Origin of the sequence: Exiguobacterium artemiae (assembly GCF_033342815.1) — a bacterium.
GTDB classification, from domain to species: domain Bacteria; phylum Bacillota; class Bacilli; order Exiguobacteriales; family Exiguobacteriaceae; genus Exiguobacterium_A; species Exiguobacterium_A artemiae_A.
In genome coordinates, this window is record NZ_JAWPEN010000016.1 from 1 (window position 1) to 15060 (window position 15060).

At 45.9% G+C, this 15060-nt stretch carries 12 protein-coding genes and 2 tRNA genes; 3 read left to right on the plus strand and 11 right to left on the minus strand.

Going from position 1 to position 15060, the window contains the following annotated elements; translation table 11 throughout:
* Positions 1-126: 126 nt before the first annotated feature.
* The 6 genes from R7V76_RS13360 to R7V76_RS13385 form a co-directional block, all read right to left on the minus strand.
* The gene (locus tag R7V76_RS13360) at positions 127-2199 is read right to left on the minus strand and encodes a peptidoglycan D,D-transpeptidase FtsI family protein (protein ID WP_318093120.1); all 2073 of its coding nucleotides are present in this window, start codon (positions 2197-2199) and stop codon (positions 127-129) included.
* A gap of 138 nt (positions 2200-2337) precedes the next feature.
* Positions 2338-2946, minus strand: coding sequence for a superoxide dismutase (locus tag R7V76_RS13365; RefSeq protein WP_318093122.1), 609 nt, complete (start codon positions 2944-2946; stop codon positions 2338-2340).
* A 93-nt stretch (positions 2947-3039) separates the two neighbouring features.
* Positions 3040-4500 (minus strand): alpha-amylase, encoded by a 1461-nt coding sequence (locus tag R7V76_RS13370; protein WP_318093124.1) that lies wholly within the window; start codon positions 4498-4500, stop codon positions 3040-3042.
* Positions 4501-4630: 130 nt separating this feature from the next.
* Positions 4631-4704 (minus strand) — tRNA-Ile (locus R7V76_RS13375).
* An 11-nt stretch (positions 4705-4715) separates the two neighbouring features.
* Positions 4716-4789, minus strand: a tRNA-Met gene (locus R7V76_RS13380).
* A gap of 119 nt (positions 4790-4908) precedes the next feature.
* Positions 4909-6549 carry a Na/Pi cotransporter family protein gene (locus tag R7V76_RS13385; protein WP_318093126.1) on the minus strand — a complete coding sequence of 547 codons (1641 nt, stop codon included), beginning with the start codon at positions 6547-6549 and terminating at the stop codon, positions 4909-4911.
* A 342-nt stretch (positions 6550-6891) separates the two neighbouring features.
* Between R7V76_RS13385 and R7V76_RS13390 the strand changes: the two genes are divergently transcribed.
* The 3 genes from R7V76_RS13390 to R7V76_RS13400 all read left to right on the plus strand — a co-directional run bounded on the left by R7V76_RS13390 (position 6892) and on the right by R7V76_RS13400 (position 9213).
* Positions 6892-7245, plus strand: coding sequence for a hypothetical protein (locus R7V76_RS13390; RefSeq protein ID WP_318093128.1), 354 nt, complete (start codon positions 6892-6894; stop codon positions 7243-7245).
* 189 nt (positions 7246-7434) lie between these two features.
* Positions 7435-8544, plus strand: a complete 1110-nt coding sequence (gene ispG, locus R7V76_RS13395; RefSeq protein ID WP_012369758.1) for a flavodoxin-dependent (E)-4-hydroxy-3-methylbut-2-enyl-diphosphate synthase — start codon at positions 7435-7437, stop codon at positions 8542-8544.
* A 99-nt stretch (positions 8545-8643) separates the two neighbouring features.
* Positions 8644-9213: a 5' nucleotidase, NT5C type gene (locus R7V76_RS13400; protein ID WP_131503170.1), complete on the plus strand. Its 570-nt coding sequence runs from the start codon at positions 8644-8646 to the stop codon at positions 9211-9213.
* Positions 9214-9235: 22 nt separating this feature from the next.
* Here the strand turns inward: R7V76_RS13400 and R7V76_RS13405 are convergent, their stop codons facing one another.
* From R7V76_RS13405 to R7V76_RS13425, 5 genes are all read right to left on the minus strand, one after another.
* Positions 9236-11080, minus strand: coding sequence for a GGDEF domain-containing phosphodiesterase (locus tag R7V76_RS13405; protein ID WP_318093129.1), 1845 nt, complete (start codon positions 11078-11080; stop codon positions 9236-9238).
* A 139-nt stretch (positions 11081-11219) separates the two neighbouring features.
* On the minus strand, positions 11220-12665 hold the full coding sequence (locus R7V76_RS13410; protein ID WP_318093130.1) for an NAD(P)H-hydrate dehydratase: 1446 nt from the start codon (positions 12663-12665) through the stop codon (positions 11220-11222).
* 145 nt (positions 12666-12810) lie between these two features.
* Complete coding sequence (locus tag R7V76_RS13415) at positions 12811-13233, minus strand: Fur family transcriptional regulator (protein WP_012369754.1); 423 nt, start codon at positions 13231-13233, stop codon at positions 12811-12813.
* Positions 13205-14074 carry a metal ABC transporter permease gene (locus R7V76_RS13420; protein WP_318093133.1) on the minus strand — a complete coding sequence of 290 codons (870 nt, stop codon included), beginning with the start codon at positions 14072-14074 and terminating at the stop codon, positions 13205-13207. The genes R7V76_RS13415 and R7V76_RS13420 overlap by 29 nt, the downstream gene beginning before the upstream one ends.
* Entirely contained in the window at positions 14071-14838 is a 768-nt protein-coding gene (locus R7V76_RS13425) for a metal ABC transporter ATP-binding protein (RefSeq protein ID WP_318093135.1), read from the minus strand. The genes R7V76_RS13420 and R7V76_RS13425 overlap by 4 nt, the downstream gene beginning before the upstream one ends.
* Positions 14839-15060 lie beyond the last annotated feature (222 nt).

Sequence of the window (15060 nt, forward strand, 5' to 3'; positions counted from 1 at the left end):
CCAAAGTATTGCCCGAGGGGCAATTTGATAAGAGGTGACGAAAAAATAAGGGATTGCGCATCGTGACGATGGCAATCCCTTATTTTCTTTACAAGTCAGCTAGTTATGTCCCAGCCTCTTTACTAGTTAATTTGGCTTAGTCTGCCATGGAACGTCTTTCACATTAAAGTATGCTTTCACTAAATCATGACCAATTTTCGAGTTGACGGTTTCCTGCTCCATATATGGAAGGAACACGGCCCATGCCATCTCCGGATTATCGTACGGTGCCCAGCCGACCAAGTTCGAGTTTAATGAACGAACCGGTTGTCCGCTGCCGTCCCGAAGTGCAATTCCGTCTTCGCCGTATACACTGACCTGAGCCGTTCCCGTTTTCGCTGCCGCATCAATACCGGTTTGGGCGATGATTTTGGCTGTCCCGCGTTCCCCTTTGACAACACGGTGGAATCCTTCGCGGACATGATCAATATTCGCTTGACTGACTTCAATCCGGTTTAAATAGTTCGTTTTAAAGCTGTAATCGACTTTTTTCGTTTCGTCTTCAATCGAGTTCGAAGCCAAAACTTCTTTTAAGAAGTGCGGCTGCACCCGGTATCCGCCGTTTGCGAGTGTCGAAACATACTGTGCAACTTGAAGCGGTGTAAAAGCATCATACTGACCAATCACGCGGTCCATCAAGAGTGTGACACGGTCCGGCGTCCCTTGTACCCCTTTGGCTTCGTACGGAAGATCGATACCCGTCGTTACGCCAAGACCAAACTGACTGTAATAGTTCTGCATGATCGCTGCCGCTGCATCGACGCTTGCACCGGCGACACCGTTACTCGGATATTTTGCCATCCGCATCGCAATATTAAACATGTAGACGTTTGAAGAACGTTCGAGTGCCGTCAGGTCCGTAATAGGTCCCATATTGACATACGATCCTTTTTTCGTACCACCAATTGTGATCGGTGCATCATTGATGACTTCGTTTTGACGGATGACTCCTTCTTCAAGTCCCATCGCGACCGTTGCCCCTTTAATCGTTGAACCGATTTGCAGAGAAGTCAACACGTTATTAATCGCAACATCACTGAATTTATTGGTTGCCGTATCGAGCTTTTGACCGGACATGGCCAAAATCTCACCGGTTTTCGGATTCATGACGACGGCATATCCTTCTTTCAGATAACCGCTTCCCATACCGCGCCCCATCTTGATGGCTTGTTGCAAGATCTGATCAACTTGTTTGTTGTATTCTGCATCAACCGTCAAGACAAGGTCTTTCCCGGATTCGCCTTCTTCACGATTCGGTTCACCAACCGGTTCACCGTTAAACGTTTCATAGACATCGTATGCCGGTTTTCCGCGGAGCAGATCTTCATACTGTTGCTCAAGGAATGATGTTCCGACCCGGTCGTTCAGGCTGTATCCTTTTGCTTTAAACTCCGCCTGCTGTTCAGCCGGAATTTTCGAGTACTTGCCGAAGATATTTCGCAGCGTTCCTTCATACGGATAAGAGCGTTCATAAAACGGCTCCACCGATACACCCTTTAAATCTTCCAGGTTTTCATCGATAATCGCCATCTCCTTGGCGCTCGCTCCTAGTTTAACGAGTTGCGGGTCAAGCGCGTAACCGACTTCCATGTTGTGTTTGATGGCGATGATTTCCATCGTCTTATCATCAAAATCGATATCTTTTTTCGTAATCGTATCGAGACGGATTTGATCCTGTTCCGAAATCGACAGCTTGTTCTGCTCTTCGGCATCTGGATAACGTTTTTCCACTGCCTGCTTATAGCGTCGATCCGATTCTTCACTGTTGACGGCTACCCAGTAATCTTTCATGTCGCGTTCCGTTACTTTCCAATCGTCTTTCGGAAGATTGATGATTGCCGCAAGACGAGATGCGATTTCAATCCGTTCGTCGACTTTCGTATTTTGGGAACGACGATAGACAATTGAATATTTCGAAATCGTATCGACCAACAGTCTTCCGTCCCGGTCATAAATCTTTCCGCGGGGAACTTCATATTTTGATGCAATCATTTCCGTCTTTTGAACTTCCCGTGAAATCTTTTCACCATTCACAATCTGGACGACACCTAAGCGAAAGATTAAAATCGCAAACAATAAAAATACTACAAAAAACATTAAGTTAAGGCGAAGCGGCAGATGATTCCGCCGTTTTCCCTTCACCGTGATTCGTTTCGCCATGGCGTACTCCCCTATCGTTCAAAAAGTCATCTTGTTTCATTATATAGAAGGAAACTTTCCATAACAACCTATCCCATCATTTTCCGCATTAAAAAAACATCGGTTCCCGGAACAGGAACCGATGTTTTGATATAACGATTATTTTGCGTCAGCGTAAAGTTTTGCCACGTGATCCCAGTCAACGACGTTAAAGAATGCGTTGATGTAATCAGGACGACGGTTTTGATAGTTGAGGTAATACGCATGTTCCCAAACATCAAGTCCAAGAATCGGCGTTTTCCCTTCCATGACTGGTGTGTCTTGGTTTGGTGTTGAAACGACTGCTAATTTACCGCCGTCAACGATGAGCCATGCCCAACCTGAACCGAAACGTGTTGTCGCTGCTTTTGCAAACTCATCTTTGAACGCGTCGAACGAACCGAATGACTCGTCGATTGCTGAAGCAAGTTCTCCAGTTGGAGCTGATCCGTCGTTCTTTTTCAAGAGTTTCCAGAAGAACGAGTGGTTCCAGTGACCGCCACCATTGTTACGGACAGCTGTTTGAATGTTTGCAGGAAGTGAATCCAGGTTTTGAAGTAATTCTTCAAGTGATTTCCCTTCGTGCTCTGACCCTTCAAGTGCTGCATTAACGTTCGTGACATACGTATTGTGGTGTTTAGAGTGGTGAATCTCCATCGTACGAGCATCGATATGTGGCTCCAGCGCATCATAAGCGTAGCCGAGTTCTGGTAATTCAAATTTTGACATTTTCATGTCCCCCTTTATCCTATTTTCGGAATTTCACTACTCTTTAAGACTAGCAAAAATAGTTGGTCAGGCGCAAGCAATGACCCTCAGAAATTACTGTTCGTCACGCGGGGCGAATACCGAGACACCGCCACCTGGAACAGGGAAAACACCGAAACCTTCTTCATCGATCACAACAGGCTCTTCTTGGTGATTCGTATAATCAAACCACTCTTCTCCGGCACGCGTTTCGCCGACGAACATCCGTTTTTCGCACATATCCGCATTCGAAAGCAAGACGGCACATCCCGAGTTCGGGAATTCTTCGACACCGCGACGGACCCAGCCGACGCAATGTGCATCATCCATATAATCTTCCTGTTCGCCGTATGCTTTATGGTAACGTGTATACAACAATGCATCGATCATCTCTTTTTTACCTTCGACCGGATGCGGTCCCTGGACACCGTAGTAGTCTCCATAAAAGACACACGGATAACCATCTTTGCGTAATAAAACAGAGGCATATGCATGTTGTTTGAACCAGTCATCAATCCACGACTCAAGCGATTCGCCCGGTTGGGAATCATGATTATCAACAAACGTCACGGCATTCGTCGGGTGGGATTCGACGAGTGTGTCCGCAAACAACGTCGTCAAATCAAAATCCTGTCCTTGTTGTGATGCTTCATGGAATTTATAGTGAAGCGGCACATCAAATAAGTCGATGGTGTAATCCACGCTGTCTAAAAATTGACGGCAATCATCTAAATCTGATTTCCAGAACTCACCGACCATATAAAAACCGTCCGGATCGTCTCCGATCATCGATTTCGCGAACTCGTTGACGAATTCGTAGTTGATGTGTTTGATCGCGTCCAATCGGAAACCTTGGCAATTGATCGTTTCCTTAAACCAATTCCCCCAGTTAATCATCTCTTCCCGTACTTCCGGATGGTTGTAATCAATGTTGGCGAACATCAAATAGTCATAGTTTCCGAATTCATTGTCTACTTGATCGTTCCAATCTTTATTTTTACCGGAAATCTTAAAGACACCCGTTTTTTCTTCGCGGGCATCAAAATCCGTCCCGTTGAAAAATTCATGTGTCCAGATGAAATCCGAGTATTTACCGTTTCGGCCCGGGAACGTAAACTTCGTCCAGGCTTCGATTTCAAACTCTTCTGAAATTTCTTGCGAACGGTCTTCCGGATGTACTTCGACTACTTTAATCGTTTCGAGTTCATCGGCGGCTGCTTTATGGTTCATGACGACATCGGCATAAATCGCGATATCATTCTCGTGAGCAACTTGAATCGCTTCGATCAACTCATCTTTTGTACCGTACTTCGTACGAACCGTTCCTTTTTGGTCGAACTCTCCTAAATCATAGACATCGTAAATGCCATACCCTGTATCTTCATCTGATTGCCCCTTTGACGCTGGTGGAATCCAAACAGATGTGATGCCTGCAGCACGCAGTTCCGGCGCTCTCTCTTTCAAGCGTTGCCAATGCTTCCCATCATTCTCTACATGCCACTCAAAAAACTGCATCATCGTATGGTTACGTTCCATCTCTCTTCGCTCTCCCTTAAATTGCCATAGTATGAATATTATTGTATGAACATTATTACAATATCTTTAATATTCCCCAAGCAACCAAAAATAAACGCACACCCTAAAAAAAGAGTGTACGTTTATACAATGGACCCTGCAGGACTCGAACCTGCGACCGGACGGTTATGAGCCGTCAGCTCTAACCAGCTGAGCTAAGGGTCCTTAAGTAATAGTAGCGGCGGAGGGAGTCGAACCCACGACCTCACGGGTATGAACCGTACGCTCTAGCCAGCTGAGCTACACCGCCATGATGGTTAAAAACAACTAATATTAGATTACTAAAACCGTTCTGAAATGTCAATAAATTATCTTAAAAAAACAAAGAGGAATTTCTATTCAGAAATTCCTCTTCCATCATATTTTTATTTATGCCGTTCCAGAACGTTGCTCAAGCACCAAATCCGTAATGTTAACAGCATGGTCCCCAATCCGTTCGAGGTTCGACAACAAGTCAACAAAAATCATACCGGCTTGACCTGTACATTCGCCTGAATTCACCCGTAAGACGTGGTGCTTCCGGAATGAACGTTCCAGTGAATCAAGCTTTCCTTCCAGTTCAAGCACTTGGCGTGCCAATGAAACATCATCGAGTTCAACTGCTTTGATGGCAGTCTCAACGATTTTTTGCGTCAGGATATACATTTCATCGAGTTCTTTTTTCGCTTTTTCGGTAAACGTGATTCGGTTAACGATCTGGAAATCGACCAACTCAATGACGTTTTCAACGTGATCACCAATCCGTTCAAAATCGTTGACCGCATGCATGAGAAGCGAGTGATCATTGGATTCGCGCTCCGATAAGTCATGTGCTGCGACCTTAACAAGATAGCTCGTGACTTCCGTATTCAGATGGTTGATTGCATATTCGATCTGCCCTGCATCCGACACATCTTTTTTATCGTGTGATTGTGTATAACGATGTGCTTTTTGAAGTGCGTCTTTCGAGAATTCTCCCATCCGCAACACTTCCAGTTTTGCCTGACTCAGCGCAAGTGACGACGATTGGTTCAGGATATTTTGATCGAGATGGCGCGGCTTTGAGTCGACGGTCGTATCCGTTCCCGGGACGACTTTTTGGACGAGCCATGCGATTTGGGCGATGAACCAGCATTGAATCAGCGTGTTGACGACGTTAAACGTCCCGTGGGCAAAGGCAATCTGCATTTTCGGTTCCAAATCAAGCGCACCGGTGATCCACGTAATGAAGCTTGAGAACAGCGGTAAAGCCAGTAGGAAAATAACCGTCCCGACGATGTTAAAGATGACGTGTGCCGCGGCTGTCCGTTTTGCAGCAATCGATGCGCCGAGTGCTGCGAGGACTGCCGTAATCGTTGTTCCGATGTTATCACCGAACAAAACCGGCAATGCTGCTTTGATATCAATCATACCGCCGTCATACAACTCTTGTAATATCCCGATCGTTGCAGAGGATGACTGAACGAGAATCGTAAAGATTGTTCCGACAAAAACACCGAGTAAAGGACTATCCGACATTGAAACCGTCAAGTCGCGGAACCACTCGCTCGATTCAAGCGGTGCCATCCCGTCTCCCATTAAGGTCAATCCATAAAAGAGAGCTCCAAATCCAAAGAAAATTTGACCGATGTATTGAATCCGTTCTTTATTGAAGAAGAAAATCAGGAACGCTCCAAGCGCAATCGCCGGGAGTGCTGCTTCTTTGACGTTAAAGCCGATGATGAAGGCTGTGATCGTTGTCCCGATGTTCGCTCCCATGACGACACCGATTGCTTGACGCAGGTTCATTAATCCGGCACTGACCAAACCAACAACGATGACGGTTGTTCCGGATGACGATTGGATAAGAACTGTGACGACAATACCAGCCAAAATTCCGAGAAACGGGTTCGACGTATATTTATCTAAAATATACCGCAGACGGTCTCCCGCTGTTTTTTGAAGACCATCTCCCATATACTTAATACCGAATAGGAAAATACCGAGTCCACCGATAAAGGTGAAAATCATTTCCTGTAAATCATAGTTCATCTTGTCATCTCCTCATATAAAAAGTGGAATTGATTTGTTGTAAAGAATTCATTGTTTCAACCTCCCTTATTATGTAAAGGTCTGATGAACTTGTAAATAGTTTTTTAAACATTCGATTGTTAAGGTTTTATTAATCTGTACCAATACAGTAAAACCCTTAAAAACAAACGATATATCATCATATTTAATCATTGTTATAAAACAGAAGAAAGAGTGATTTTATTGCATTTTTTAAGTCAACTACTTAATTACTTACAAACTACCTTAGTTCCAAACCGCGGTTTTTTAAAGACTCGCCTTGCCGATGTCTCCCTTTATTTTTGTGGATTAGCATGGATTTCCTTGTGGTCAACAATCATTGACAGCATCTTTCTTCAGCAGTCGATCCCGTTCGTTATTTGGTTCATCCTGCATTTCATCTTTATCGCCATCGCGATTTTATTGTATCTGTTATTCGTTTCCTATCTGAATCGATGGTTCATCCAATGGGTTCTGCCGAGACCCTGGGCTTACCGCCAAGTGTTTCCTTATACGGTCGCTGCCAACATCTGGACCTTTCCAATCGGTGTTTTCCTGTATCAGTTCGGCCATCCGACTTTAGGAGTTGTCTTCATCATCGCCGGTCACTTGATTTATTCGTTGACCCCGCTCCTGCTTGCCCGGCAAAAGAAAAAATCATCCCGTCCGTCTTCTTAATAACAGGAAGGACTGGATTTTCGTGAAAAACGTCCGTCCGGCGACGGATTGACTTTCCACTATTCGTGTTAAACAATTGTAAATGTTCAATTTTCGTTCTTGTTTCTCGATTTTTAGGGAATAGTTCGATATGATAGTACAAGTAGTCACAAACAATCTGGCGTTATGCCACAAAAGGAGATTTTCGATATGCCGAAAATGGTCCATCGCTCTAAGACTCGTCCCGTTCGTGTTGGGGACCTTGTCATTGGTGGAAATAATGAAGTCATCATTCAAAGTATGACGACAACAAAAACACACGACGTCGAAGCGACTGTCGCTGAAATTTTACGCCTTGAAGAAGCAGGATGCCAAATCGTCCGCGTTGCTTGTCCAGAAGAACGTGATGCGCTCGCACTTGCAGAAATCAAGAGCCGGATCAACATCCCGCTTGTCGTAGATATTCATTTCAACTATAAACTTGCGCTCATGGCAATCGAAGCGGGTGTCGATAAAATCCGCATCAACCCGGGTAATATCGGACGCCGCGAGAAAGTCGAAGCGGTCGTTACCGCAGCAAAAGCGAAAAACATTCCAATCCGGATTGGTGTTAACGCCGGTTCACTTGAAAAACACATTCTTGAGAAATATGGTTATCCGACAGCTCGTGGGATGGTCGAAAGTGCTTTGCACCACATTAAGATTCTTGAGGATCTCGATTTCCACGATATCATCGTTTCCTTGAAAGCATCTGACGTTCAATTGGCGCTTGAAGCATATCAACTCGCTTCCGAGTCGTTTGATTATCCGTTGCACGTCGGAATCACGGAATCTGGTCCTTTACGGACAGGTTCTTTAAAATCAGCTGCCGGTCTCGGAGCGATTCTGTCACGCGGTATCGGGAATACAGTCCGTGTCTCTCTTTCTGCTGATCCAGTCGAAGAAGTTAAAGTTGCAAAAGAAGTCTTGAAATCATTTGGTCTTGCTGCCAACGCGGCAACATTGATTTCGTGCCCGACATGCGGACGGATTGAAATCGACTTAATGGCGATTGCAGCAGAAATCGAAGATTATATCGATAAAATTCAAGTTAACATCAAAGTTGCAGTTCTCGGTTGTGCCGTCAACGGTCCTGGGGAAGCCCGTGAAGCCGATATCGGAATTGCCGGTGCCCGTAACGAAGGATTGTTATTCCGTCACGGAGAAATCATCCGTAAAGTTCCGGAAGCAACAATGGTCGAAGAATTGAAAAAAGAAATCGATGCGATCGTTCTTGAAAAAGAAGCGGAAAAAGAAGCCGCTAAAGCCAGTCAAGCATAATAAAAAAGAGTCCTCCTCGGGAGCGACTCTTTTTTTCGTTTCGGCTTTTCGACTGTGTTATACTAGTGGCAGAAAATTTATAGAATGTTGGTGATGTAAGTGAAAATCGGAATTGATATTGATGGAACAATCACTCATCCTTCTTCATGCTTTAACTATATGAACAAATATCTCGGGACATCGATTGATTTTGAGATGGCCTCTGAATACGAACTTCATACCTATACGGATATGGAGCAAATCGAGTTTTGGGAATTCATGGTCAAATCGGGTCATGAACTCGGCATCTACCGTGAATCCATCCCGCAAGAACTTGTCAAACAGCACCTTTGGGATTTAAGAAAACAATATGATCTCCATTACGTGACGGCCCGGTCAGAAATCGTTCGTCCCGTAACGGAAGAATGGATTAAACAGCACGAATTACCGCTCGACTCGCTGATCATGACCGGCTCACACGACAAAGTACAAGTCGTTCGTGATTTGTCCCTCGATCTTTTTATGGAAGATCGTCTCGAGAATGCGATTCAAATTGCAGAGGATACGTCGATTCCCGTCATTTTATTTGACGCTCCTTATAATCGTCGTCCCGTTCCGGACAATATTGTCCGTGTCTCCTCTTGGAATGAGGCCGTCCAACAAATTCATAAGTTTGCCCCAATTCGCTGAAACAATAAAAGCGGAAACGACATCATTCTGTCGTTTCCGCTTTTTTAGTTTCCAGTAAACAGATGATTTCTTCAAGCAGAACAGGTTTCGCAAAAAAATAACCTTGGAATAAATGAATTCCGATGTCTTTTGCAATTTGTACCTCTTCTCCCGTCTCGACCCCTTCGACGATACATTCCACATGCATCGATTGACTCAACTGAAAAATCGACTCTAAAATCGACTGTCTTTTTTCAGACTCTTCGACTTGTTCAATGAATTGTTTTGGTACTTTCAGCTGGCGAAGCGGCAATAACCGTTCCAGAACATGATACGAGGCGTGTCCTGTCCCGAAATCATCCAATGAGACCGGGAAATCCAGTGTCTTAATCCGGCGCAATGCCCGAAGAATCGGCTGACTTTCAAAATCCAAAGACTGGCTTTCTGTAATTTCGATTTTAATCTGCTTCGGCTTCAAGCTGTATTTCAGCAACATCCGCTCAATAAACGGCATAAACGACTCATGCGTCAATTGCCGCGGAGATACGTTGACCGACAGACTAAACTCCTCCGGAACGAGTCCAATCAGCCGTTTTCTTGTTTTACATCCTTCTTCGAAAACCCACTCGCCTAACCGGATGATCAAGTCACTTTTTTCTGCGATTGGAATGAAAACCGTCGGACGTTCTGCTCCCGGAATGGTCGTATTCCAGCGAATCAAGGCCTCTAATCCAATGAAACGGTCCTGATTGGAATCATACTGCAATTGGTAGACCAAATAAAAATCATGATTTACATCTGCTCGCGACAATGCTTTGGCGGCTTCAACACGAAGCGATTGTTCTTTGCGCCATTCTTGATTCAGGCACATCACTTTTTCCGAATCCCGGATACTTTCCGGAAAAGCGGAGGTGATCTGATGAATCCGTTTTGTCATACTGAGTTGATCCACTTCCCCGTCATCGATGACAATGTAGAGATTAACATAAATTTGATGGTGTTCGACCTGATACGGAGCAGACATACGTTGACTGAGACGTGTCATTTCCTCCTCACACGATACGCCGGGCGGTTTCTCCATGACGACCATCAGCGTTCCCCCTTCGACTCGCACCATCGTCAAATAAGGAGGTAACAATGTTTTCAGACGTTCTATGCAATCAAATAAGACCTGTTGCTGAATTTCCTCTCCAAAATATCGTGCGAGTTCATGATAGTTTTCCAGATGAACACCGACCAGTAACAAATTCTTCTGATCCACATGCAGAAATCGTTCTTCCAGTCCGCGGACATTAAGCAGTTGCGTCTGTAAATCGTGGCGGGCCGACTCATGCAATTGATCTGCCAGTTGTTGCAGACGACTGAGATTACGAAGATGCAGATGATTGATGATTAAAGCGATACAGATAGCAATCCCGATCATCCCCAGCCTGGCGTAATGATCTGTCGGATCAATCTCCACAAGAATCGTATCCGAGCGTACCATGATGAATACATTCGTCGCGACGATGAGGACAATGGCATACCAAATCATAATCCGGTCATAGGCAATCAGGGCGATCATTAAAAATAAAAAACAACTGGCCCAGACGGTAACTGCGGCATAAGGCAACATACTGATGGAAGCGAACGGAATACTCAGTAACATGACGGACAGAAAGTGTGATTTATGATGAGCCGTCAACCGACTGCGGCTGATCAAAAAGGTTATGATTCCAATACAAAGCAAAACAGCCACAGTCGTCAACTGATTTAAATAGGCATTTTGAATGGTTTGATCCGTCGTCCCTAAAAAAATCAGGGCGCCGACGCTCATTAAGAACAACGCAAAATTTCCGATCCAGCGCTGTTGATTACGGACAATTTCATCTATTGTTTTAACAGGCATCTGTCTCCTCCTTTCTTAAAATTAGACTGTTTAGCCATTCGGCGTCACTTCATCATACTCCTGCTCTTCCTCTGCCAGCAATTATTCTTTTAACAAAAGAGGTCTACTTCTTCTCAATTGAAGAAATAGACCTCTTGGCTCAGTTTTTTACTTGTCCAAGTTGATCAATCACATCCGTCGCCACGATACTGCTTGGATGAATATGTTGTTCCACCTGCTTGGATGCTTGGGCGTACCAGGATGCACCAAGTGCAATCAACTGTTCAACCGGGATGTGTTTAAAGTATTCCTTTTGACCAAGCAGACTTGTGAGGATACCAAACAGCGTATCGCCACTGCCTCCTTTCGCCAACCCGCTGGATGCCCCGTTTATCAGGTAACCACCGCCCTCTGGTGTTGCAACGAGAATCACATGGGCTTTTAAGACGACGATCACTTGATGCAAGACCGCATATTCGCTCGCCTGTCCGAATAAGTCATCCTGGATTTCCCGGACAGTCCGTTTCGTCATCCGTGCAAATTCCCCGATGTGTGGCGTGACGACAATCGCCGCCTTCCGTTCCGGATAGCTGTCGCGGATCAACGCCCCGGCATCAAGAACTACCGGAATGTCTTGCGCGAATAAGAGCTCGATCCAATCGGAAATCGAATCCGAAGTCAATCCGGGGCCGATTCCCGCGACATCCACCTGATCGAGCACCTCTTGAATGGTTGTCGTTATCTGATTGAGAACCATCGCTTCCGGTGCATTCATGATGAGTCCGATTTGTGCTGTCGGAACCGTTGCGACTTGTAATTTCCCGACTCCGGATCGTAACGCTGCGCGGGCAGCCAGTTGAATCGAACCGGGCATCGTCTCGCTTCCGCCAATCAACAGTGCTGTTCCGTATGTCCCTTTATGACCGTACGGATCACGGGTCAATAACGGCGCAATCGATTCGGACATCAGTTGCCATCCCCCAAAAGCCGGCAATCCCAAATCGATCTTCTCCAGCTTCCCGAAGAACGGAGCCGTCTTCAACAAGAAGGCGGATCGCTTAAAGGCGTGAAGTGAAAAAGTTACATCAGCACGGATTGCTTGTCCGGAAAACCCGGTCGTTTGATTGGACGGGATGCCGCTCGGTATATCGATCGCGTATAATTTTGCTCCTTGTTGTTGTTGTTCACGCACCCAGTCAAATACATCATGGATCGATTTCGTCAGTCGGTCTCCGTCAAATCCGGTTCCAAAGAGACCATCGACGATTACGTCATATTGTCCGCAGACTGCCTCCGTCGCGAGTCCGAAGTTTTCTGCATAGTACTGATGCACATGAGCGGTCGCGGTTTTCGCCTCGCCGAACGGCGCATGCATCGTCACGTCGTACCCGTCCCGGACGAGTTCACGGCCAATCACGTAACCGTCTCCCCCATTATTGCCTGTCCCGCACATAATCAGAATCCGCTCTTCCTTCGTATGCCTGTTCTTGATTCGCTTTGCGATTTCACTACCCGCTCGTTCCATTAATACTTCGAGCGGTAAACCGGATGTCTTTGCCCATTCATCAATTTGGCGTGCTTCTTGTGCATCATAAATCATTTTCATCACCTCTGTTCGTCCTATTCCCGTTTTGTTTCATTTCAAGCCGGGACGAATCGAGAGATTTTCAGCAAAAAGAGAGGGCCGGATGCGATCCGCCCCTCTACTTTATCAGTCGTCACTTTCGTTACACTCTTCAAACGCATCCCGCTTATTTCTGACAAGCGGCACAGCGTCCGTAAATTTCAAATTTATGATCCTCGACCTCAAAACCGGAGTCCTTAATCGGCGAAACCCATTCCATCGGACAGACATCGAGTGTCTCCGTCTTGCCGCATGTCCGGCAGATCAGGTGATGGTGATGATGTCCCGACTGACAGGCAGCTCGAAATTTCATTTCCCCGTCGAGTTCCGTCGTCTCTAAAATGTCGATTGCCGCAAAATCATTTAAATTCCGGTAAATCGTATCGTAGCTGAGCGAAGGATGCGATACACGCAACTCCTCCGCCACTTCCCGCGCACTGACATAACGGTTAGCTTCAAACAGATAGGCCAATAAATCGAGACGCTTAGGTGTCATTTTGAAACCGGATGCCTTCATCCGTTCACGCGCTTGTTCGATGTTTTTTTTCATGCAATTTCCCTCCGATCCAAAACCGTTCAATCACCATGACAAGAATAAGTTCTGCGACCGCCAGCATGACAATCATACCGCCCGGCGCCAAATCAAATTGATACGCCAGAATCAAGCCGGCAACTGTTGCCACTTCGCCAAACACGATGGCATAAAAAATCGTCGCTTTAAAACTTTTGGCAAGTCGAAGTGCTGCCGCAACCGGTAAGGTGATCAAACTGGAAACCAGCAAAATCCCGACGACTCGCATACTAATCGCAATTACCAAAGCAACAACGATCATAAATAGAATATGCACTAACCGAAGACGAATTCCGGAAACGCGTGCCTGTTCTTCGTCAAAGGATAAGAACAATAACTCTTTATAAAAGGCAATCACAAATAAGATGACCACACCTGTGACAATCAAAATCGTATAGACATCCGTCAAGGTGACAGCGGAGACTGTCCCGAACAAAAAGGACACAAGGTCCATCGAAAAGCCGTTTGCCAAGCTGATGAAAATCGCACCAAGTCCCATCCCCGTCGCCATGATGATCGGAATGGCAAGCTCTTGAAAATGTTTATATTTCGCGCGAAGCCAATCAATCGTCAATGCCGCGATGACCGAGGTCACGATCCCGAGGTAAAGCGGATTCAAATCGGCAAGACTCGCTACCATGCCGGATATCAGCAGGCTGAGGGCAATTCCGGCCAGGGTGACGTGTGATAACGCATCCGCAATTAAACTCATCCGTCGGACGACGACAAACGAACCGATTAACGGAGCGGTAAAACCAATCAGGACAGCCGCGACAAGTGCATATTGCAGAAACTTCAATGTCATGAATGCTTCAATCACTGGACGACCTCCCCTTCGTGTATCAGGACACGTCCCGGAACCGGGTACAAGGACCGAATCGTCTGCTCATCCAGTTCCCAGTATTCTTTAATACCACAATTACACCCGAGCCGTCCGTCGACGAGATGAATCACATCCGTCACAAGCTTGCTGACAAAGTGAATATCATGTGTCACAAGGACAAACGTCCGTTTTTTATCACGCCGCAGTTCTTCCAGGATTTCATAAAACTCTTTGACGTACCGCTGATCGACTCCGACCGTCGGTTCATCCAGTATCATCAGATCCGGATCATTGACGAGCGCGCGGGCGATAAAGACCCGCTGTTGCTGCCCACCGGATAAGTCACCGACTTTCGAATCACGTCGATCCCACATGCCGACGGTTTCAAGCGCAGTTCTTACTTTTTGGCGATCCTGTTTTGTCACACGCCGAAATAATCCTTTTTTCGCATACAGCCCCATTTCGACGACTTCAGCGACCGTGACCGGAAATCCTGAATTAAACGATGCTGCTTTTTGGGAAACATAACTGATGCGCCACCAGTCACTGAAGGCCGCTTGATCCTGCCCGAACAACCGGATCGTCCCCTTCGGTTTTAATAAGCCGAGCATACATTTGATCAACGTCGATTTCCCGGAACCATTTTCACCGACGATGGCGAGGAATTGTCCTTGTTGCACATTAAACGTCACTTCGTTTAGAACGCGCCGGTCCGGATAATCATATGTCAGTTGTTTGATTTCAATAATTGGTTCTGTCATGTCTATTCTCTCCTTCCGTCTCGTGTTAAAACGGAATAGTTACGTCTTATCAACTGTCTTATTATAGCGCCAGCCTCTCTGCGTTGCAACCGATGTAACTTTTTTGTGAATAGACGGTTTTCCGGAGATGCACAAGGTACAATAAAAGGATACAAGCTGTCGTTTTCAGAATCCCCGATTCGGGAAAAGATGGATTGAGTACTCAAAGGGGGCGGTTTTGTT